The organism is Streptomyces sp. DSM 116795 (genome assembly GCF_055792905.1).
This window is the reverse complement of the sequence record NZ_CM147707.1, coordinates 2573082-2592717: the sequence shown is the minus strand read 5'-3', so window position 1 is coordinate 2592717 and position 19636 is coordinate 2573082. Positions and strand designations below refer to the sequence as shown.

Below are 19636 nucleotides of genomic sequence, written 5' to 3'. Positions count from 1 at the left end.
CGCAACGTCCGCCATACGGACGGTCCGGCAGAATCAAGCCCCATGAGTAGCGAGTCCCGACCCGAGCGCGAGCGCGAAACCCGGAACGGGCAGGAGGACGAGGCGCCGCCCGAGTCCCGCACGGACGCCGGCGCGCAGACGGCGGCCGAGCCCGAGTCCGCGTCCGAGTCCACGTCCGAGTCCGGCCCCGCGCCTGACTCCGAGCCCGGCACCCCGGCGTACGCCGACCGCTGCTACCGCTCACCGGGCGCCCTCGTCGGCGGCGTCCTGCTGCTGCTCCTCGCCTGCTGGCTCGGCACGGACGTCCTGATCAACGGCGACACCCACACGCGCCTGACCGCCGCCTTCGGACTCGTGGTAGCCGTGCCGCTCGTGGTCGCCTTCACCCTCCGCCCCGCCGTGTACGCGGGTGCGCAGCGGATGCGCGTACGGAATCCCTTCCGCACCATCACCGTCCCGTGGGGCACAGTCGAGGCCTTGCGCGCCGGCTACTCCAACGAGGTCGTCGCGGGCGGCACCAAGTACCAGCTCTGGTCGATCCCGGTCTCGCTCCGGGCCCGCAAGCGCGCCGCCCGCCGCACCGAACGCGCGGAACGTGCGGCCTCCCGCGGCGAGACCGCCGTCGCGCCGGCCCGGCCGACCGGGCTGTTCGGGCTCGGCGGCGTGCCGGGCGCGGACGACGTGGGCGAGACGCGCGCGCCGTCGGACCAGGCGATCGACGAACTGCGCCTCCTCGCCGCGGACAACGGTGAGAAACCGTCGGCGCAGGGCGAGGTCACCGTCCGCTGGGCGTACGAGATCGCAGCCCCCGCCGCCGCCGGTGCTGTCGCCCTCACGGTCCTCCTCGCTTCGCGCTGAGAGGCATTCGGCGCCGCAGGGCGCAATACCCGCGGGAATGCCCCTTCTTGAGCTGTGCGCGGTCCGGATGAGAATCCGAAAGTACCGGCGGCACCGCTCGGTTCTGTAACTCGCTCGTGCGGGTGAAATCCGCATCACGGCCGCTCAACTGGCGAATCGATTCTCTGATTGGCATGGAAGAACCGGCGCTGAATCCGGACCGCAAATGCATATCTTCAGCCGAATCGAGTTCTCTTGTTTCGTTGCCATTCGGTGGGGAATCTGAGCGCAGCCCTTCACCGGGCATTCGGCCAAGCCGGCCGAGCAAGAGAAAGCGAGAGACAGAAGTGAAGATCAAGAGATCTCTGGCAGTGCTGGGGGCGAGCGCCACGCTGGCACTCGGGTTCGGCGGAGTGATGGCACCTTCTGCCCAAGCACACACCCCGGCCTGGGGCGACGCCAGCTACACGCAGTCCGACCTGCGGAACGGTGTCGTGCACAGAGGGACCGCGTACGGGTGGACGGGCGGCGACACCGTTGCTCCGTCGTACTCCACCGCGTCCCCGCGCTGCTGGAACACCCGCACCTCGTGGCGGACCTACACCGCCTCGTGCTCGGGTACGCACTGGCGCCTGTACGCCGACTGCACGGACAGCAACAGCTACGTCACGCCGCCGCAGTACGGCACGAAGCGTGTGGCCGTCCATTGCCCGGCCGGCACCCGTGCGCTGCGCGGCGGTGCGTTCGGCCGCTGAGCCGGAACGCAGGGCAGGACCGGCAGAACGGCCCGCTGAGGACTTCGCATGAAGCCCTCAGCGGGCCTTCGCCGTCCCTGGCGCAGTTCCTGAATTCCGGCCCCGCACACCGTTCCTGAAGTACGCCCAGGGGGCGCCAGAAGTGCTGAACCGTCCCGGGTACGGAGATCAGGGCGAGCTTCCGTAGCGGGTGGCGAGTGCCGTCACGGTCCCGGCGACGGCCTGGCGCAGCTCGGGCGGGCCGAGCACCTCCGCCTCGTCGCCCAGCCGGAGCAGGTCTCCGACGGCCACGGACTCCGTCTCGACGGGCAGTTCCACCTCTGTCCAGCCCTCGCGGTCCGGCGGCCCGGCCCTCTCGACCGCGTCGGTGCCGGCCGCACCGAACTGCATGGGCAGCAGTTTCCGTGCGCGGGGCGAGATGCGTAGACGTGCTGTCGCCTTGTGCAGCGCCGCTTCGAGGCGTCGGGTCGATTCCTGCCAGTGGGCGGCGAGATCGAATCCGGCCGGGCGCTCGAAGGAATCGCTCGCGGCGTTCAGTTCGAGAATGCGCGATATCCGGTACGTGCGCGCCGCCTCTTCGTCCGCCAGGGCCACCAAGTACCAGATGCCGGCCTTGAGCACGATGCCCAACGGACGCAGCTCGCGGCTCACTTCACCGTGCCAGCCGCGGTAGTGGACGTGCAGTCTCTGCTGCTCCCACACCGCCCGTGCGACGGCCGCAAGGTACGGGACCGGGTCGGCGTCCCGGAACCACGCCGGTGCGTCCAGATGGAACCGGTCCTGTATGCGACGGGTCCTTGCTGCGAGTCCGGCGGGCAGAGCGGCCTGGAGCTTCAACTGTGCGGTGGCCAGCACCGAGCCGAGCCCGAGCTCCTGTGCCGCGCCGGGCGTTCCGACGAGGAACAGCGCGCCGGCCTCGTCGTCGGTGAGCCCGGTCAGGCGAGTCCGGTAGCCCTCCAGAAGGTGGTAGCCGCCCTCGGGCCCGCGCTCCGCGCTGACCGGAACGCCCGATGCGCTGAGCGCCTCGACGTCCCGGTAGACGGTGCGTACGGAGACCTCCAGCTCGGCGGCGAGTTCGGGGGCGGTCATCCGTCCGCGGTTCTGGAGCAGCAGAAGCAGGGAGAGCAGCCGGTCAGCGCGCATGGGGCAAGTATGAGCCGTACCTGACAGAAGGTGTCAGGTACGGCTCTTAACCTGCTCTCATGCCGCGCCGGAAGGCGCACCGGAACCTGCGAAGGGGAATTCATGAGCGCTGTGTCCGCGAGGACCGCCACCGGCCACTTCACCTTCTCCAACTGGGAGGAAAGACAGGTCACTTCGAGTGGGGGAGGCCCCCGGCTCGCCCATGCCTCCGTCGTCAACTCCTTCTCCGGGGGCATCGAGGCCGCCGGAACGGCCTGCGAGTACTCGATCGTCTACGTGACGGAGACGACCGGCACATTCACCGGCATGCAGGTGCTGTCGGGCACCGTCGGCGGGCGCAAGGGCACCTTCGCGGTCGCCGAGCACGGCTCGTTCGAGGCCGACGGCACCCTGCGCTGCGCCTTCGAGGTCGTGGCCGGATCCGGTACCGGAGACCTGACAGGGCTGAGCGGAACCGGCGGCTTCACCACAAGGCCCGGTGAGCAGTCCGTGCCGTACGGATTCGAATACGACCTGGGACAGCTCCCGTGAACTACTTCGGAACACTGATCGCGGTCGCGGACGACTGCCCTGTCACCCGCAGCACCGTCCCCGCGGCCCGCGGGGGGAAGAAGACAGTCGCCGTTCTGCAGTACGAGATGCTCACCGAGCGGCCCGGCCGGATGACGCAGGAAGACGTGCTGTTCGAGTCGTGGTTCCTGCGTCAGCCCGTAGCCGGCGAGCTCGCCGGGCCGGAAGCCGCCGCTCTGCGGGAGGAGTTCTTCTCGAAGGGGCAGGCGTGCCTGCGGGCGTCCCCGCTGCCGAAGAAGTACGGCTTCGGGCTGCTCTTCGACGGCGACGGGCTGGTCACGCTGTGTCCCGTGGAGTCCGGTGAGTACGGGCATCTGGTGGCGGGCGCCGAAGGGGTCACCGTCCTCAAGGCACTGCGCTCGGCGCGCCGTTGACGCCTCAGACGCCCGCCGCGGCCGCCAGATCCGCCTTGAGCGCCGCCAGCACCGTCGCCGCGCCGGTACGGGCGGCCGCCAGCGCCGCCTGGTCGCGTACCGGGACGACGACCTCCAGATAGCACTTGAGCTTCGGCTCCGTACCGCTGGGACGCACCACCACGCGCGCCTTCTCCACCCCGGCCTCCGGGTCGCCGGCGAGCTGGTAGCGGAGCCCGTCCGTGGGCGGAAGCCGGTCGGAGCCCTCGCTCAGATCCTCGGCGGAGACGACGGCCAGGCCCGCGAGTGACGCCGGAGGAGCGGCCCGAAGCTGCTCCATCGCCGACGCGATGCGCGACAGGTCGTCGACGCGTACGGACAGCTGGTCGGTCGCGTGCAGTCCGTGCTCGACGGCCAGATCGTCCAGCAGATCCGTCAGCGAGCGGTCCGCCTGCTTCAGTTCGGCGGCGAGTTCGGCCACCAGGAGCGCGGCCGTGATGCCGTCCTTGTCGCGTACGCCCTCGGGGTCGACGCAGTAGCCCAGCGCCTCCTCGAAGGCGTAGCGCAGACCGTCCACGCGGGCGAGCCATTTGAAGCCGGTCAGTGTCTCCTCGTACGGCAGGTCGGCGGCGTGCGCGATCCGCGAGACGAGCGAGGAGGACACGATCGTCGTGGCGAACGTGCCGCGCGCCCGCTTGTGCACGAGATGCGTGGCGAGCAGCGCGCCCACGTCGTCGCCCCGCAGCATGCGCCAGCCGTCCTCGGCGGCGGGGTCGGGCACGGCGACGGCGCAGCGGTCGGCGTCCGGATCGTTGGCGATGACGAGGTCGACGGGGCCGGATGCCGCCGCGGTCCCGCGTGCCGTCGCGAAGGCGAGATCCATCGCGCCCGGCTCCTCCGGATTGGGGAAGGAGACGGTCGGAAAGTCGGGGTCGGGACCGGCCTGCTGGGGCACCGGGACCGGCTCGGGGAAGCCCGCCCGGCGGAACGCGGCCAGCAGCGTGTCCGAGCCGACGCCGTGCAGCGCGGTGTGCACGACGCGCAGGTCCCGGGGCATGCCTTCCGTCAGTACGGCGCCCGTACGGGCCAGATAGCTGTCGACGGTCTCCTCGCCGAGCACCTTCCAGCCCGACTCCGGGCGGGGCACGTCCGCGAGCGGTCCGACCGCCTCGATCCTCGCGGCGATCGCGCCGTCGGAGGGCGGGACGATCTGGGAGCCCCCGCCCAGATAGACCTTGTAGCCGTTGTCGCGGGGCGGGTTGTGGCTGGCGGTGACCATCACACCCGCGACGGCGCCCAGCCGCCGGATCGCGAAGGCGAGCACAGGCGTGGGCAGCGGCCGTGGCAGCAGGGCGGCAGCCAGGCCGGCGCCGGCCATGACGGACGCTGTCTCGCAGGCGAAGTCGTAGCTCTTGTGGCGGGCGTCGTAGCCGATGACGACGAGGCCCGGGGTCTCCTGCCCGTCCGCCGCCGGCTGCTGCTCGCGCAGGTACGCGGCGAGGCCCGCCGCGGCACGGATCACGACGGAACGGTTCATCCGCATGGGCCCGGCGCCGAGCTCGCCGCGCAGTCCGGCAGTACCGAACTGGAGGGTGCCGCAGAAGCGGGACGCCAGCTCCGCCTCGTCCTCGACGTCGATGAGCTTCGCCAGTTCCTCGCGGGTCTCCGGGTCGGGGTCCTCGGCCTGCCATGCCCGGGCACGGGCGACCAGATCCGTCACATCGTCCTGCACAGCTCTGCCTCTCTCCTCAGCGTCTCCGGTGCGCGCCGGCGACCGGCGGGCCGGGAGCTCACATCCGGCTCAGCACCTGCGCCAGCAGCGAACCCATGCGGGCGGCCGACTCACGGCCCGCCTGCAGCACTTCCTCGTGGTTGAGGGGTTCACCCGTCATGCCGGCCGCGAGGTTGGTCACCAGGGAGATGCCGAGCACCTCGGCGCCCGCCTCGCGCGCCGCGATGGCCTCCAGCACGGTCGACATGCCGACAAGGTCCCCGCCGATCGCGCGGACCATGCCGATCTCGGCGGGGGTCTCGTAGTGCGGGCCGGGGAACTGCACGTAGACGCCCTCTTCGAGTGACGGCTCGACCTCCTGGCAGAGTGCGCGCAGGCGGGGGGAGTACAGGTCGGTCAGGTCGACGAAGTTGGCGCCGACGATGGGGGAGGTGGCCGTGAGGTTGATGTGGTCCTTGATCAGTACGGGCTGGCCAGTCACCATGTCGCCGCGCAGGCCGCCGCAGCCGTTCGTCAGTACGACGGTCTTGCAGCCGGCGGCGACCGCCGTACGGACGCCGTGGGTGACGGCGGCGACACCGCGGCCCTCGTAGAAGTGGGTTCGGCCGAGGAAGACGAGCACCCGCTTTCCGCCCAGCTCATGCGAGCGCACGGTGCCCGAGTGGCCCTCCGCGGACGGTGGGGGGAAGCCCGGCAGCTCCGTCACCGGGAACTCGGACTCTGGGACCCCGAGCGCGTCCGCGGCGGGCACCCAGCCGGAGCCCATCACGAGGACGACGTCGTGGCTGTCCGTACCGGTCAGCTCCCGCAGCCGGGTGGCTGCGGAATCGGCGGAACGATACGGATCGTCGGCGGTGTTCGAGACTGATTCGTTCACGCGTTGAGCGTAGCGGCTCAGAGCCTACGCGCGTAGAGGGTGTCCATTTCCAGGGCGTGCGTGTGAGGTCGCCCGGGGGTGGGTGTGGCCACGCACCGAAGGTGCAAACAAGCCCGCCTAACAAGGCCGCTTGCGGATCTCCATCACGTAGTCGTGCGGTGCCCCCGCCGACTCCGCCGCGTCCGCGATGTCGCCGAGGTAGCGGGCCGAGGGGAGGCCGCCCTCGTAGCCGTTGAGGACGTAGCACCAGGCCGTCGTCTCGCCGTCGAGCGTGTGGACGCGGAGCTTGGTGCGCCGGTAGATGCCCATGCCGACGCCCTCCCAGCGGTCCATGGACTCCTCGTCCATGGGCGCGATGTCGTACAGCGCCACGAAGATCTGCGACACGGGCGACTCGACGACCGTCGCGAGCGCGCCCTCCCAGCCCATCTGCTCGCCGCCGAATGTCAGGCGCCAGTCCGTGACCCATCCGGTGCCGCGCAGCGGGGAGTGCGGGGCCCGGCGCGACATAAGCCGCGCGTCGAGGTTCGCGGCGTAAGCGGCGTAGAGGGACATGACGATGAGGGTACGGGAGTCCATCGCCGGGGCGGTGGTGGCGAAGGGGGTGGCGTGAGGGCGCACCGGCCGTGGGCGTCACGCCGGGTCGGGGGCGCGATCCGGGCCCCCGGCGCATGCCGCAGCGGGGCCCGGGATCAGTCGTCCCCGGCGCCGGCCGCCCCCGGCATGTGCCCGGAAGTATGTGCGGGACAATGGAGCATGTGACTCGGATCGTGATCATTGGTGGCGGACCCGGCGGCTACGAGGCCGCCCTCGTGGCGGCGCAGCTCGGCGCCGAAGTGACCGTTGTGGACTGTGACGGCCTGGGAGGCGCGTCGGTGCTCACCGACTGCGTGCCCTCCAAGACCCTCATCGCCACGGCCGAGGTCATGACGAACTTCGACTCCTCGTACGAGGAGCTCGGCATCCGTGTCGAGGACAGCACCCACGACCCGGACGACCCCGCCCGCGTCGTCGGCGTCGACCTCGGCAAGGTCAACCGCAGGGTGAAGCGGCTCGCGCTCGCGCAGTCGCACGACATCGTCGCCTCGGTGACGCGTGCGGGAGTACGGGTGATGCGCGGCCGGGGCCGGCTGGAGCCGTCGCAGGCGCCGGACGGTTCGCGGCAGATCGTCGTCACGCCGACCGGGGACGCGGCGGGCGGGCCCGACGAGGTGCTGGCCGCCGACGCCGTGCTGGTCGCGACGGGCGGTCATCCGCGCGAGATCCCGGACGCGCAGCCGGACGGGGAGCGGATCCTCAACTGGAAGCAGCTGTACGACCTGGAGGAGCTGCCCGAAGAGCTGATCGTGGTCGGTTCCGGTGTCACGGGCGCCGAATTCGCGGGCGCCTACCGGGCGTTGGGCTCGAACGTCACACTCGTCTCGTCGCGGGACCGGGTGCTTCCCGGTGAGGACCCGGACGCGGCGGCGGTGCTGGAGGACGTCTTCAGGCGCCGCGGCATGAACGTGATGGCGCGTTCGCGCGCCGCCTCCGCGAGGCGCGTGGGCGACAAGGTCGAGGTGGAGCTGCAGGACGGCCGTACGATCACGGGAAGCCACTGCCTCGTCGCCGTCGGCGCCGTCCCGAACACGGCTGACATGGGCCTGGAGGAGGCCGGGGTCCGGCTGAGGGACTCGGGCCACATCTGGACCGACAAGGTCTCCCGTACGTCCGCGCCCGGTGTCTACGCGGCCGGTGACTGCACCGGGGTCTTCGCACTCGCGTCGGTCGCCGCGATGCAGGGCCGGATCGCGATGTACCACTTCCTCGGCGAGACGGTCACGCCGCTGAACCTGAAGGCGGTCTCGGCGAACGTCTTCACCGACCCCGAGATCGCCACGGTCGGTTACAGCCAGGCCGACGTGGACAGCGGCCGGATGGACGCCTGGTGCGTGAAGCTGCCGCTGCTGCGGAACCCGCGCGCGAAGATGCAGGGCATCAGGGACGGCTTCGTGAAGGTGTTCTGCCGTCCCGGCACGGGGATCGTGGTGGGCGGCGTGGTCGTCGCTCCGCGCGCGAGTGAGCTGATCCATCCGCTGTCGGTGGCGGTCGACAACAACCTGACGGTGGGGCAGATCGCGAACACCTTCACGGTGTACCCGTCGCTGACCGGCTCGATCGGCGAGGTCGCCCGGCAGTTGCACACGCGCAAGACGGCCGAGGAAAGCTGAACCGACTGGCCGGTTCTGCCTGTTTGTCTCTATATCACGTGGCTGATGCAGCTATGGACAACTTCCAAAAATCGACGAAAACTGCTGAAAGCAGACGGTCGTTGGGGTTACTGTCAGTTTCGTGTTCGCTGCAGAACGTCGCCAATTGATCCTGGAAATGGTGCGAGCCAACGGTGCCGTGTCGCTCCGTGAGCTCGCCCGCGTCGTCCAGACCTCCGAAGTGACCGTGCGCCGTGACGTACGGGCTCTGGAGGCAGAAGGGCTGCTCGACCGCCGGCACGGCGGTGCCGTCCTGCCGGGGGGTTTCACCCGTGAGACGGGCTTCCCGCAGAAGTCCCATATGGCGACTGCCGAGAAGACGGCCATCGCCGATCTCGCCGCGGGTCTCGTCGAGGAGGGCGAGGCCATCGTCGTCGGTGCGGGGACGACGACGCAGGAGCTGGCCCGCAGACTGGCCCGCGTGCCTGGCCTGACGGTGGTGACCAACTCCCTTCTCGTCGCACAGGCGTTGGCGCATGCCAACCGCGTCGAGGTGGTGATGACGGGCGGTACGCTGCGCGGCTCGAACTACGCGCTGGTCGGCAGCGGCGCCGAGCAGTCCCTGCAAGGGCTGCGTGTCTCCCGGGCCTTCCTCTCGGGCAGCGGGCTGACCGCGGAGCGCGGGCTCTCCACGTCCAACATGCTCTCGGCGAGCGTCGACCGCGCGCTGGTGCAGGCCGCGGCGGAGGTCGTCGTCCTTGCCGACCACACGAAGCTCGGCACGGACACCATGTTCCAGACGGTGCCCACGGACGTCATGACGCGCCTGGTGACGGACAAGCCGCCGGCTCATGAGGACCGCGCGGGCACGGAGTTGCAGGCTCTGGCCGACCAGGGCGTGCAGATCACCGTGGCCGGAATGACTCCGGCGGGCGCCGCCGAGGCCCCGGCTCCGGTGCAGGGTGGCGGCGGACGCGGCAGCGGCGGCGAGAAGGGCGGGCCGGGGCGCCGGGACGTTCCGATGCCCGGCCAGCGGCGCAACCTGCCGCCGGGCGGCGGCGGTTCACATGCGCCGCAGCTGCGCAGCGCGCCCGCGCTGCCCGAACAGCCGCCCGCCGGGGGGCGCGTGGCGGATCTGGCTCCCAGGCGCCGCTAGGGGGCCTCCGGCGGATCCTCGCGGGCTTGCGATGCCCGGCACCGCACCTCTCCCCCGCTTCGCGGGTGGGGGTCCCCCCAGCGGAGCGAGGGGGAGTGCCCCCAGCGTTGTCGGGCTCGTCCGAATACTCCCGCCCCTGGGCTTCGCCATGGGGAACCCCAGCCCTCCGGCATGGGGGACCCCAGTATGAGAACGACCCTCCGCCTTGCGTGCGTCCCCTGGGCCTGCGGCCCGGGGAGGCCCCATGCACCGGACTCCCCCTGGCTTCGCCGGGAGGTGCCCCCAGCTCGCTGACCCACGAAGATCCGCCGGACACCCCCTAGGCCCTGCCGGGCAAGCCGGCACCGGACGCGAGCTTCCCCCGGCCTGCGGCCGCCCGGTGGCAGGTCCCGCTGGGGCACTCCGGGGCTTCCGCGGATCCTGGTGGCGCCTCTTGGCGACACCTTCCTGGCATGGACCCTCGCCAGGGACGGGTTCGGCCATTGCGGCAGTAGACGTGGTCCCCTCCCCCCAGGCCGGAGCACTGGCGGAGGGACCACGTCTACTGGCAAACCGCCGGGCACGGCACCCGGCTGCCGATCAGTCCTTGATCTCGCAGATGACGGTGCCCGCCGAGAGCGAGCCGCCGATCTCGGCGTGGAGGTCCTTGACGGTGCCGGAGCGGTGGGCGTTGAGCGGCTGCTCCATCTTCATCGCCTCGAGTACGACGACGAGTTCGCCCTCCTCGACGTGCTGGCCCTCCTCCACGGCCACCTTCACGATGGTGCCCTGCATGGGGGAGGCGAGGGCGTCGCCGGAGGCCGCGCCGCCCGCCTTCTTGGCCGCCTTGCGCTTGGGCTTCTTGCTGCCGCCTGCCGCGGGTGCGGCCGTGGCGCCCAGCGACGAGGGCAGGGAGACCTCCAGCCGCTTGCCGCCCACCTCGACGACGACGGTCTCGCGGGCGCCCTCGTCCTCCTCGGCGTCCGTGCCCGGAGCGGCGAAGGGCTTGATGTCGTTGACGAACTCCGTCTCGATCCACCGGGTGTGGACGTCGAAGGGCGCGTCGGGACGGCCGTTGACCTCGGGCGCGAAGGCCGGGTCGCGTACGACCACGCGGTGGAAGGGGAGGGCGGTGGCCATGCCCTCGACGGTGAACTCCTCCAGCGCCCGCGCCGCCCGCTGCAGGGCCTGCTGCCGGGTGGCGCCGGTGACGATCAGCTTAGCCAGGAGCGAGTCCCACGCCGGGCCGATGACACTGCCGGACTCCACGCCCGCGTCGAGCCGCACACCGGGGCCGCCGGGCGCGGCGAAGGCCGTCACCGTGCCGGGCGCGGGAAGGAAGTTGCGGCCGGGGTCCTCGCCGTTGATACGGAACTCGAAGGAGTGACCGCGCAGTTGAGGGTCGTGGTAGTCGAGCGTCTCGCCGTCGGCGATGCGGAACATCTCCCGTACGAGGTCGATGCCCGTGATCTCCTCCGTCACCGGATGTTCCACCTGCAGACGGGTGTTGACCTCCAGGAAGGAGATCGTGCCGTCCTGGCCGACGAGGAACTCGCAGGTGCCGGCGCCGCTGTAGCCGGCCTCCTTGAGGATGGCCTTCGACGCGCGGTACAGCTCCGCGTTCTGCTCGTCGGTCAGGAAGGGCGCGGGCGCCTCCTCCACGAGCTTCTGGTGGCGCCGCTGCAGCGAGCAGTCACGCGTGGAGACCACCACGACGTTGCCGTGCTTGTCGGCCAGGCACTGCGTCTCCACGTGCCGGGGACGGTCCAGGTAGCGCTCGACGAAGCACTCGCCGCGCCCGAATGCGGCCACCGCCTCGCGCACCGCCGACTCGTACAGCTCCTCGACCTCGTCCAGCGACCGCGCGACCTTCAGGCCGCGGCCGCCTCCGCCGAAGGCCGCCTTGATGGCGATGGGCAGCCCGTTCTCCTCGGCGAAGGCCACGACCTCCGCCGCACCCGAGACCGGGTCCTTCGTGCCGGCGACGAGCGGCGCACCCGCGCGCTCCGCGATGTGCCGCGCCGAGACCTTGTCGCCCAGAGCGCTGATCGCGTCCGGCGGAGGGCCGATCCAGGTCAGGCCGGCGTCCATCACGGCCTGTGCGAAGTCCGCGTTCTCGGAGAGGAATCCGTAGCCCGGGTGGACGGCGTCGGCGCCCGAATCGGCCGCGGCCTTCAGCACCTTGCCCATGTCCAGGTAGCTGGCAGCCGGTGTGTCACCGCCGAGTGCGAATGCCTCGTCGGCGACCCGGACGTGCAACGCGTCCCGGTCCGGCTCGGCATAGACGGCGACGCTCGCGATCCCCGCATCCCGGCAGGCACGGGCGACGCGAACAGCGATTTCGCCGCGGTTGGCGATGAGCACCTTGCGCACGATGACTCCCTACTTGGCGCTGCGCCGCAACAGCATTTGATGTGGTGAGTGTGTCGTGAGTTTAGGTACTGGCGACACCACTGGCCGAGCCGCCCACAGGCGTGAGCTTTCCCACACGGACTGTGACGTGCGGCAGTCACAGCCCTCCGTGTTTCCCGTCATCCCAAGGTACGCCGGGTTTCCGGCGAGGCCCGGGGATCTTCGGATGTGGTCAACGTCTCCGCGCGGCAAGCGGTGACGGGCGGACCGGTCTTTGTGGGGTTCCTATGAATCGCGAGGCGAAACTTTGCTTCACGACAGGCCTCTTGCCCGCTGTGATACCCGTAAGTAGCGTTCACGTTGCCATGGTGGCGTACTCCAGGTAACGCGGCCTGCTCAAGTCAACGAACGGCATCGGCCGTGGCCCGGTGAAAAGTGGAAGAGGGTGGGCGAGGTGGGACTCCGACGATCGGTCGCCGCGGCTGCGGCGCTGATACTGGTGGTCGAGGCGGTCGGCATCGTTCTGCTGAACATCTTTCTAGGCATGGTCGTGGACGAGCAGCAGATGTCCATGGCAGGTCTCGAACCCCAGTCGATGTCCCTCTCCGCCGTGGTCGCGGGCGGGCTCTTCGGTGCCTATCTGCTGCTGTGCGCACTGGTGTTGGCGCGTACGGCCGTCCGCGACAAGGCGCCCACGGGCCTGCTGCGCATCGTCCTCATCAGCGCCGCCGTCGTGCACGGGATGCTGGGCGCCGGGTCGGTCGGGCTGGTCGGCTGGGTCGCGTTCCTGTTCATGATGCTGGTGCTGGGGCTGATCGTCTGGTCGCTGCTGTCCTACAGCCCCGAAGAGCCTTCCGCGGAGGGGACTTCGCAGACGGGTACGGACGCCCCGCCGCCGTCGGGCGGTTCGCAGGCGGAGCCCTCGGCGACTTAGGGGTGTCCGGCTCAGGCCGGAGAGGCCGGGGTCCAGAGGTCGGTGATGCGGACGTCCAGCCGGGCGAGGAGTTCGCGCAGCAGCGGCAGCGACAGCCCGATCACCGTTCCGTGGTCGCCCTCGATGCCCCTGATGAACGGCGCCGAGCGGCCGTCGAGCGTGAACGCGCCCGCGACGTGGACGGGTTCGCCTGTGGCGACGTAGGCGGCGATCTCCTCGTCGCTGGGCTCGCCGAAGTGCACGGTGGTGGCGGCCGTGGCCGAAGTGCCCGCGCCGTCACGGGTGTCGAGGACGCAGTGCCCCGTCTGAAGCACGCCGGAGCGTCCGCGCATCGCCTTCCAGCGGGCCGTGGCCTCTTCGCCGTCGGCGGGCTTGCCGAGCGGCTCTCCGTCCAGTTCGAGCACGGAGTCGCAGCCGACGACGAGCGCGTCCGCGGCCTGCGGGAGCGCCGCGACGGCCTGGGCCTTGGCCTCCGCGAGTACGCGCGCGAGTTCACCCGGAGCCGGTGCGGACAGGGCGTCCTCGTCCACGCCGCTGACGATCACCTCCGGTGCGAAGCCGGCCTGCCGCAGCAGTCCCAGACGTGCGGGGGAGGCGGAGGCGAGTACGAGCCGGCGCACGGGCGCGTCCGGTCGGGGCTGAGGCTGTGGCGGCTGCTGCTGCGATGTCGGGGAGGCCATGGAGGCAATCGTAGGACCGGGCAGCACCGAGCCCGTCCGTACCCGGTGGATCGGCGGAACGCGGTTGTCCCCTGGGCCCCGAGTCCCGGGTGGTGCCGCCTGCGTGAGGTTTCCCGGTGAGGGCCTTACGCGTCCGGCCGGACGTTGGCCAGCACGACGGAGGCGATCACGACGACGGGCAGCAGCCAGCACAGGCGCCGCAGCATCGCCAGAGTCGCGCGCATCTCCGTCGGAGGCTCGTCACGGGGGTCGGACCACAGCATGTTTCCCATGCTGCGTGCGCACGTACGGAGCGCGCCTGAGTACCCGTACTCATTCCCGCGCGGGCTCGTTCCCGCGCGCTCCCCCCGCGCGACGCGACCTGGACCTGGACCGCCCCTCAGCCCGGCCAGTACGTCGTGCGCCACGCCTTCGGGCCAGGGTGAGGCACGCGCCGCGGGACCGTACGGGCCGGATCCGACCACTCCTGGGCGGTGCGGGAAGCCGGTGCCTCCGCCGCCACCGCGGCCGCCCGGGCCCGGACCACCGCGAGCGCGGCGGCCAGCTCCTCGGGAGTCGGATTGCCCCGGACCACCTTGATCGGCGGGAACGGCGGGCGCTCCCCCCGCTCCTCTGTCGTCGTCGGATCGAGCATGGCGGACGGCCTCCTCACAGCGGGATGTTGCCGTGCTTCTTCGGGGGCAGCTGCTCGCGCTTGGAGCGGAGCGTGCGCAGCCCGCGCGTGATGTGGCGGCGGGTCTCGGACGGCATGATCACAGCGTCCACATACCCGCGTTCGGCCGCGGCATACGGATTCAGCAGCGCGTCCTCGTACTCCTGCGTCAACTCCGCACGCAGCTCCTCGCGTTCGTCGTCCCCCTCGACCCCGGCGAGACGCTTGCGGTGGAGGATGTTGACCGCGCCCTGCGCACCCATCACGGCGATCTGCGCGGTGGGCCAGGCGAAGTTGAGGTCGGCGCCCAGGTGCTTGGAGCCCATGACGTCGTACGCGCCGCCGAAGGCCTTCCGCGTGATGACGGTGATCAGCGGCACCGTCGCCTCCGCGTAGGCGTAGATCAGCTTGGCGCCGCGCCGGATGATGCCGTCGTACTCCTGGTCCGTGCCCGGCAGGAAGCCCGGCACGTCGACGAAGGTGATGACCGGCACGTTGTACGCGTCGCAGGTGCGCACGAAGCGCGCGGCCTTCTCGCTGGCGTCGATGTTGAGGCAACCGGCGAACTGCAGCGGCTGGTTGGCCACGACACCCACCGACTGGCCCTCGATCCGCCCGAATCCGGTGATGATGTTCGGCGCGAACAGTGCCTGCGTCTCAAGGAATTCACCGTCGTCCAGCACGTGCTCGATCGCCGAGTGCATGTCGTACGGCTGGTTCGCGGAGTCGGGGATGAGCGCGTCCAGCTCGCGGTCCTCGTCCGAGGTCTCCAGGTCCGCCTCCTCGGGGAAGACCGGCGGCTCGGAGAGGTTGTTGGACGGCAGGTAGGACAGCAGCGCCTTGACGTACTCGACGGCGTCCTTCTCGTCCCCGGACATGTGGTGCGCGACGCCGGACGTCGTGTTGTGGGTGCGGGCTCCGCCCAGTTCCTCGAAGCCGACGTCCTCGCCCGTCACGGTCTTGATGACGTCGGGCCCGGTGATGAACATGTGCGAGGTCTGGTCCACCATCACCGTGAAGTCGGTGATCGCGGGCGAGTACACCGCACCGCCGGCACACGGACCGACGATGAGACTGATCTGCGGCACGACGCCGGAGGCGTGCACGTTCCGGCGGAAGATCTCCGCGAACAGGCCGAGCGCCACGACGCCTTCCTGGATGCGCGCGCCGCCGCCGTCGTTGATCCCGATGACCGGGCAGCCGTTCTTCAGCGCGAAGTCCATGACCTTGACGATCTTCTCGCCGTAGACCTCGCCGAGTGATCCGCCGAAGATCGTGAAGTCCTGCGAATAGACGCAGACGGGGCGGCCGTCGACCGTGCCGTATCCGGTGACGACGCCGTCGCCGTACGGACGGTTCTTCTCCAGGCCGAAGTTGGTGGAGCGGTGCCGGGCGAACTCGTCCAGCTCCGTGAAACTGCCCTCGTCCAGCAGCAGATCGACCCTCTCGCGGGCGGTCAGCTTGCCCTTCGCGTGCTGCTTCTCCACCGCCCGCTGCGAGCCCGCGTGCGTCGCCTCCGCGGCGCGGCGTTCGAAGTCCGCGATCTTGCCGGCGGTGGTGTGACGCTGCTGATTTTCGAGGGCTGGGCTGCTCTGCTGCTCGGACATCTGCGTGCGGCTCCTGCTTGTGAGCGTGCGGCTACCGGTTCGTAGGCTATCCGCGAAGAAGCCGTTCGTCGGTGCGGCGTTGGCCACACTCGCACCGGTGGCCGCGAGTCACCCGCCGCGCAGGCGGCGCCCGGTGCCGCGCGCCTACGCTGGCGCCATGACGCCGAACCCGTCCGACCCGTCCGACCCGTCCGGTCCCTCCGAGCCGTCCGGTCCCTCCGAGCCGTCCGAACCGTCTCACCGGGCCGGCGATCCGGACAGCCGCTGGTCCGACCTCAGCCGGCCCCCGCTGAACCCCGCCTCGCTGCGCCGTGCGCTGACCGGGCAGGACAGCTTGTGGACGTCGCTGGACGTGGTCGAGCGCACCGGCTCGACCAACACCGACCTCGCACAGCGGGCGCGCGAGGGCAGCGCGCGCGAGGGCGCGGTGCTCGTCGCCGAGGAGCAGACCGCCGGCCGGGGAAGGCTGGAGCGGGGCTGGAGCGCACCGGCCCGCTCCGGTGTCTTCGTCTCCGTGCTGGTGGTGCCGCCGGTGCCGCAGGAGCGCTGGGGATGGGTGCCGCTCATCGCGGGGGTGGCGACGGCGAGCGCACTGGCCCGTACGGCAGGCCTCGACACGAAGCTGAAGTGGCCCAACGACGTCCTGGTCGACGTCGGGGGAGAGGAACGCAAGACCGGCGGCATCCTCGCGGAACGTACGGACGTGGCCGCCGGACAGGGCGAGAGCGGGGAAGCCGCCGCGGGGATCGTCCTCGGCATCGGGCTCAACGTCTCGCTGCGCGAGTCGGAGCTGCCCGTGCCGGCAGCGGGCTCGCTCGTGCTCGCGGGCGCACGGGCGGCCGACCGCGATCCGCTGCTGCGCGCGGTGCTGCGTGCTTTCGAGGACTGGTACGGGCGCTGGACCGCCGCCGACGGCGACCCGCTCGTCAGCGGGGTGCTGGAGGCCTACGCCGCCGGGTGCGCGACCCTCGGCCGCCATGTACGGGCCGAGCTGCCCGGCGGCGAGGAGCTCGTCGGGGAGGCGGTGGCCGTCGACAGCGACGGACGGCTCGTCATCGCCACGGAGGCCGGGGTGCAACGTCCGGTCTCCGCGGGCGACATCGTGCATCTGCGCGGCGACGGGGGGCACGGAGGGCGCGGCGGCACGGAGGCGTGACCCGGGCGCCCCGCACCGAACGTGCACCGGCGCGGGCGGCGGTCGCGCGCACCGTACGTGTTCCTCCCCCAGAGCCTCCGGCCTGGGAGGTGCCCCCAGCCGGTGGTCCGCTTCTGATGGTCCGTTCGCAGAGGGGCCTGTTCAGCGCGCTGCTGCCGTATTGTTGGCACGCGGCGGAGGGGACACGGATGTGAGGCGTCCCGGTGATCCCCGGAAGATCTCAGAAGAGAACGGAAGGGCAGTGCGCAGGGACGACCGGACCGGGCAAGGGGCGGACAGTGGCCGACGATGAACCGGACATTCCCGCGCGTACGTCCGGGTCGCAGTCCGCGCCGGAGCCGGAGCGCGAGCAGGGCCCGTCGGCGCCGCCCGCCGAAGCCGACGGGGCGGGCTCAGGGCCACACGAGCCACCCCCGGCACCGTCACCGGCGGTCCCCGGCAGCCCGGACGGTACGGACCCCCAGGGCATCTTCGAAGACGACGAGGACGACCCGAGCGCGCTCCGCATCGAGCAGCTGATCCTCGGCTCGAAGCGGCAGTACACCCCCTTCCAGGCGGCCCGGGCGGCAGGCGTCTCCATGGAACTGGCCTCCCGCTTCTGGCGGGCGATGGGCTTCGCCGACGTGGGACAGGCCAAGGCGCTCACCGAGGCGGACGTACTGGCGCTGCGGCGCCTCGCCGGCCTGGTCGAGGCGGGGCTGCTCAGCGAGGCGACGGCGGTGCAGGTCGCGCGCTCGACCGGGCAGACCACGTCGAGGCTGGCCGACTGGCAGATCGACTCCTTCCTGATGGGGCTCACCGAGCCGCCCGAGCCCGGCATGACACGGAACGAAGTCACCTACCCGCTAGTGCAGCTGCTCCTGCCCGAGCTGGAGGAGTTCCTGGTGTACGTGTGGCGGCGGCAGCTCGCCGCGGCCACCGGCCGGGTCGTACAGGCGCTGGACGACGAGGACACCGTGGCCAGGCGGCAGGCCATCGCCTTCGCCGACCTCGTCGGCTTCACGCGGCTGACGCGCCGTCTGGAGGACGACGAACTGGGCGAGCTGGTCGAGGCGTTCGAGACGACGGCCGCCGATCTGGTCGCCGCGAACGGCGGCCGTCTGATCAAGGCGCTCGGCGACGAGATCCTCTACGTCGCCGAGGACGCCGGCACGGCCGCCGAGATCGGGCTGCGGCTGATCGAGACCATGACGAACGATCCGACCATGCCCGAGCTCCGCGTCGGCATCGCCTTCGGCACGATGACGACGCGGATGGGCGACGTCTTCGGCAACACGGTCAATCTCGCGAGCAGGCTGACGTCGATAGCGCCCAAGGACAGGGTGCTCGTGGACGGCGACTGCCGTGCGGAGCTGGTCGCCTCGGGCGACGCACCGGAGTCGGAGAAGGAGACCGAGGACCTCTCGGACTACCGCTACGCGCTTCAGCCGCTGTACCAGCGTCCGGTGCGTGGCCTAGGCGTCGTCGAGCCCTGGATGCTGAACCGCCGCTGAGCCCGGGGGAGCACGGAGCGCGGCTCGCGGTCGCCGGTCCGTTTCCGTACGGCTCGCGGGCCCGGGTCCGTTCCCGGGTCCGTTCCCGGGTCCGGTGCCGGGTCCGGTGTCTGTCCGGGATCACGGCAAGCCGTCCCGGCGCCCGCGGGGTGACCGTACAGTTGCCCGGGAACTGGTGAGCGAGCGTCAGTCGGAGGGGTCATGAGCACGGTGAGCGAAGAGCGTTACGGCGAGTGGATCGCGGTCCGCAAGGAAGCCGGGACCTACATCGCGGAGCTCGTACTGGACCGGCCGAAGGCCATGAACGCCGTCTCCTCCGAGGTCGCGGCCCGCCTCGCCGAGGCCTGCACCGATCTCGCCGCGGACCGGGACGTACGCGTCACGGTGCTCACCTCCAGCAACGACCGGGCGTTCTGCGTGGGCGCCGACCTCAAGGAGCGCAACTCCCTCAGCGACGCGGAACTCGGCCGTCACCGGCCCACGGCCCGCGCCGCCTACACCGGTGTGCTGGACCTGCCGATGCCGACGATCGCCGCGGTGCACGGCTTCGCGCTCGGCGGCGGCTTCGAGCTCGCCCTCTCCTGCGACCTGATCGTGGCCGACCCCACCGCCGTCGTCGGGCTGCCCGAGGTCTCCGTCGGCGTCATCCCGGGCGGCGGCGGTACGCAGCTGCTGCCCCGCAGGGTGGGCGCGGCCCGCGCCGCCGAGCTGATCTTCTCCGCGCGACGGGTCGAGGCCGCCGAGGCACGCGAACTCGGCCTCGTGGACCACTTGGTGGAGGCCGGACAGGACCGTGCCGAGGCCTTCGCCCTTGCCGCCCGCATCGCCGGGAACTCGCCGGTGGGCCTGCGGGCCGCCAAGCGTGCGCTGCGTACGGGCTGGGGCATGGACCTGTGGGCCGGGCTGGAGATCGAGGACGCGGCCTGGCGCACCGTCGCCTTCTCCGACGACCGGACCGAGGGCGTGGCCGCGTTCAACGAGAAGCGGAAGCCGCAGTGGCCGGGCGAGTGGGGCGCTGACGGCTGACGGCGGACGGTTGCCCGGGCTGCCGGCTGCCGCGACGCGGGGCGGGACGGCTCCCTCCCCGGGATGCCGCCCGTCGCGCGTCTCCGGGCGTCGGTTAACCCGTACGGCAGGGTCCGCCCGCGGCGTCTCGCGGCGGCCCGTTCCA

Annotated in this window: 19 protein-coding genes; 10 read left to right on the top strand and 9 right to left on the bottom strand. The window is 71.3% G+C overall.

What is annotated here, in order from left to right:
* The first annotated feature begins 42 nt into the window (after positions 1 to 42).
* Together ACSMXX_RS10985 and ACSMXX_RS10980 are read left to right on the top strand one after the other, a co-directional pair.
* Positions 43 to 858, top strand: a complete 816-nt coding sequence (locus ACSMXX_RS10985) for a PH domain-containing protein (protein ID WP_473183857.1) — start codon at positions 43 to 45, stop codon at positions 856 to 858.
* A 326-nt stretch (positions 859 to 1184) separates the two neighbouring features.
* A complete protein-coding gene (locus ACSMXX_RS10980) occupies positions 1185 to 1592 on the top strand; it encodes a hypothetical protein (protein WP_473183856.1) in 408 nt (135 codons plus the stop codon).
* Between the two features lie 168 nt (positions 1593 to 1760).
* Here ACSMXX_RS10980 and ACSMXX_RS10975 read toward each other — a convergent pair whose 3' ends face one another.
* On the bottom strand, positions 1761 to 2735 hold the full coding sequence (locus ACSMXX_RS10975) for a helix-turn-helix transcriptional regulator (RefSeq protein ID WP_473183855.1): 975 nt from the start codon (positions 2733 to 2735) through the stop codon (positions 1761 to 1763).
* A gap of 102 nt (positions 2736 to 2837) precedes the next feature.
* On the opposite strand from ACSMXX_RS10975, the gene ACSMXX_RS10970 reads away from it, so the two are divergent.
* On the top strand, positions 2838 to 3266 hold the full coding sequence (locus tag ACSMXX_RS10970; RefSeq protein WP_473183854.1) for a DUF3224 domain-containing protein: 429 nt from the start codon (positions 2838 to 2840) through the stop codon (positions 3264 to 3266).
* Positions 3263 to 3679, top strand: a complete 417-nt coding sequence (locus tag ACSMXX_RS10965) for a DUF6157 family protein (protein WP_473183853.1) — start codon at positions 3263 to 3265, stop codon at positions 3677 to 3679. The genes ACSMXX_RS10970 and ACSMXX_RS10965 overlap by 4 nt, the downstream gene beginning before the upstream one ends.
* A gap of 4 nt (positions 3680 to 3683) precedes the next feature.
* Here ACSMXX_RS10965 and ACSMXX_RS10960 read toward each other — a convergent pair whose 3' ends face one another.
* The 3 genes from ACSMXX_RS10960 to ACSMXX_RS10950 form a co-directional block, all read right to left on the bottom strand.
* Positions 3684 to 5390, bottom strand: a complete 1707-nt coding sequence (locus ACSMXX_RS10960; RefSeq protein ID WP_473183852.1) for a phospho-sugar mutase — start codon at positions 5388 to 5390, stop codon at positions 3684 to 3686.
* Between the two features lie 58 nt (positions 5391 to 5448).
* Entirely contained in the window at positions 5449 to 6267 is an 819-nt protein-coding gene (locus ACSMXX_RS10955; protein WP_473183851.1) for a purine-nucleoside phosphorylase, read from the bottom strand.
* A 117-nt stretch (positions 6268 to 6384) separates the two neighbouring features.
* On the bottom strand, positions 6385 to 6822 hold the full coding sequence (locus tag ACSMXX_RS10950) for a gamma-glutamylcyclotransferase family protein (RefSeq protein ID WP_473183850.1): 438 nt from the start codon (positions 6820 to 6822) through the stop codon (positions 6385 to 6387).
* Between the two features lie 194 nt (positions 6823 to 7016).
* On the opposite strand from ACSMXX_RS10950, the gene ACSMXX_RS10945 reads away from it, so the two are divergent.
* Entirely contained in the window at positions 7017 to 8477 is a 1461-nt protein-coding gene (locus ACSMXX_RS10945; protein WP_473183849.1) for an NAD(P)H-quinone dehydrogenase, read from the top strand.
* Positions 8478 to 8634: 157 nt separating this feature from the next.
* The gene (locus ACSMXX_RS10940) at positions 8635 to 9612 is read left to right on the top strand and encodes a DeoR/GlpR family DNA-binding transcription regulator (RefSeq protein WP_473184729.1); all 978 of its coding nucleotides are present in this window, start codon (positions 8635 to 8637) and stop codon (positions 9610 to 9612) included.
* Between the two features lie 579 nt (positions 9613 to 10191).
* Here the strand turns inward: ACSMXX_RS10940 and ACSMXX_RS10935 are convergent.
* On the bottom strand, positions 10192 to 11964 hold the full coding sequence (locus ACSMXX_RS10935) for an acetyl/propionyl/methylcrotonyl-CoA carboxylase subunit alpha (RefSeq protein WP_473183848.1): 1773 nt from the start codon (positions 11962 to 11964) through the stop codon (positions 10192 to 10194).
* Between the two features lie 433 nt (positions 11965 to 12397).
* Here ACSMXX_RS10935 and ACSMXX_RS10930 point away from each other — a divergent pair, with 433 nt between their 5' ends.
* The gene (locus ACSMXX_RS10930) at positions 12398 to 12877 is read left to right on the top strand and encodes a hypothetical protein (RefSeq protein WP_473183847.1); all 480 of its coding nucleotides are present in this window, start codon (positions 12398 to 12400) and stop codon (positions 12875 to 12877) included.
* Between the two features lie 11 nt (positions 12878 to 12888).
* Here ACSMXX_RS10930 and ACSMXX_RS10925 read toward each other — a convergent pair whose 3' ends face one another.
* From ACSMXX_RS10925 to ACSMXX_RS10910, 4 genes are all read right to left on the bottom strand, one after another.
* Positions 12889 to 13557 carry a Maf family protein gene (locus ACSMXX_RS10925; RefSeq protein WP_473183846.1) on the bottom strand — a complete coding sequence of 223 codons (669 nt, stop codon included), beginning with the start codon at positions 13555 to 13557 and terminating at the stop codon, positions 12889 to 12891.
* 125 nt (positions 13558 to 13682) lie between these two features.
* On the bottom strand, positions 13683 to 13820 hold the full coding sequence (gene mmpB / locus ACSMXX_RS10920; protein WP_473183845.1) for a morphogenic membrane protein MmpB: 138 nt from the start codon (positions 13818 to 13820) through the stop codon (positions 13683 to 13685).
* Positions 13821 to 13936: 116 nt separating this feature from the next.
* Positions 13937 to 14191 (bottom strand): acyl-CoA carboxylase epsilon subunit, encoded by a 255-nt coding sequence (locus ACSMXX_RS10915; protein ID WP_473183844.1) that lies wholly within the window; start codon positions 14189 to 14191, stop codon positions 13937 to 13939.
* A gap of 14 nt (positions 14192 to 14205) precedes the next feature.
* Positions 14206 to 15816 carry an acyl-CoA carboxylase subunit beta gene (locus ACSMXX_RS10910; protein WP_473183843.1) on the bottom strand — a complete coding sequence of 537 codons (1611 nt, stop codon included), beginning with the start codon at positions 15814 to 15816 and terminating at the stop codon, positions 14206 to 14208.
* 157 nt (positions 15817 to 15973) lie between these two features.
* Between ACSMXX_RS10910 and ACSMXX_RS10905 the strand changes: the two genes are divergently transcribed.
* From ACSMXX_RS10905 to ACSMXX_RS10895, 3 genes are all read left to right on the top strand, one after another.
* Positions 15974 to 16972, top strand: a complete 999-nt coding sequence (locus tag ACSMXX_RS10905; protein ID WP_473183842.1) for a biotin--[acetyl-CoA-carboxylase] ligase — start codon at positions 15974 to 15976, stop codon at positions 16970 to 16972.
* 278 nt (positions 16973 to 17250) lie between these two features.
* Complete coding sequence (locus ACSMXX_RS10900) at positions 17251 to 18465, top strand: adenylate/guanylate cyclase domain-containing protein (protein ID WP_473183841.1); 1215 nt, start codon at positions 17251 to 17253, stop codon at positions 18463 to 18465.
* Between the two features lie 201 nt (positions 18466 to 18666).
* The gene (locus ACSMXX_RS10895; RefSeq protein WP_473183840.1) at positions 18667 to 19491 is read left to right on the top strand and encodes an enoyl-CoA hydratase/isomerase family protein; all 825 of its coding nucleotides are present in this window, start codon (positions 18667 to 18669) and stop codon (positions 19489 to 19491) included.
* Positions 19492 to 19636: the final 145 nt, after the last annotated feature.

Excerpts from the sequence above, each read along its gene's own strand:
- ACSMXX_RS10985 (WP_473183857.1), top strand. The coding sequence starts at position 43 with ATGAGTAGCGAGTCCCGACCCGAGCGCGAGCGCGAAACCCGGAACGGG.
- ACSMXX_RS10975 (WP_473183855.1), bottom strand. The coding sequence starts at position 2,735 with ATGCGCGCTGACCGGCTGCTCTCCCTGCTTCTGCTGCTCCAGAACCGC.
- ACSMXX_RS10970 (WP_473183854.1), top strand. The coding sequence starts at position 2,838 with ATGAGCGCTGTGTCCGCGAGGACCGCCACCGGCCACTTCACCTTCTCC.
- ACSMXX_RS10950 (WP_473183850.1), bottom strand. The coding sequence starts at position 6,822 with ATGTCCCTCTACGCCGCTTACGCCGCGAACCTCGACGCGCGGCTTATG.
- ACSMXX_RS10945 (WP_473183849.1), top strand. The coding sequence starts at position 7,017 with ATGGAGCATGTGACTCGGATCGTGATCATTGGTGGCGGACCCGGCGGC.
- ACSMXX_RS10940 (WP_473184729.1), top strand. The coding sequence starts at position 8,635 with ATGGTGCGAGCCAACGGTGCCGTGTCGCTCCGTGAGCTCGCCCGCGTC.
- ACSMXX_RS10925 (WP_473183846.1), bottom strand. The coding sequence starts at position 13,557 with ATGGCCTCCCCGACATCGCAGCAGCAGCCGCCACAGCCTCAGCCCCGA.
- mmpB (WP_473183845.1), bottom strand. The coding sequence starts at position 13,820 with ATGCTGTGGTCCGACCCCCGTGACGAGCCTCCGACGGAGATGCGCGCG.
- ACSMXX_RS10915 (WP_473183844.1), bottom strand. The coding sequence starts at position 14,191 with ATGCTCGATCCGACGACGACAGAGGAGCGGGGGGAGCGCCCGCCGTTC.
- ACSMXX_RS10910 (WP_473183843.1), bottom strand. The coding sequence starts at position 15,816 with ATGTCCGAGCAGCAGAGCAGCCCAGCCCTCGAAAATCAGCAGCGTCAC.
- ACSMXX_RS10905 (WP_473183842.1), top strand. The coding sequence starts at position 15,974 with ATGACGCCGAACCCGTCCGACCCGTCCGACCCGTCCGGTCCCTCCGAG.
- ACSMXX_RS10895 (WP_473183840.1), top strand. The coding sequence starts at position 18,667 with ATGAGCACGGTGAGCGAAGAGCGTTACGGCGAGTGGATCGCGGTCCGC.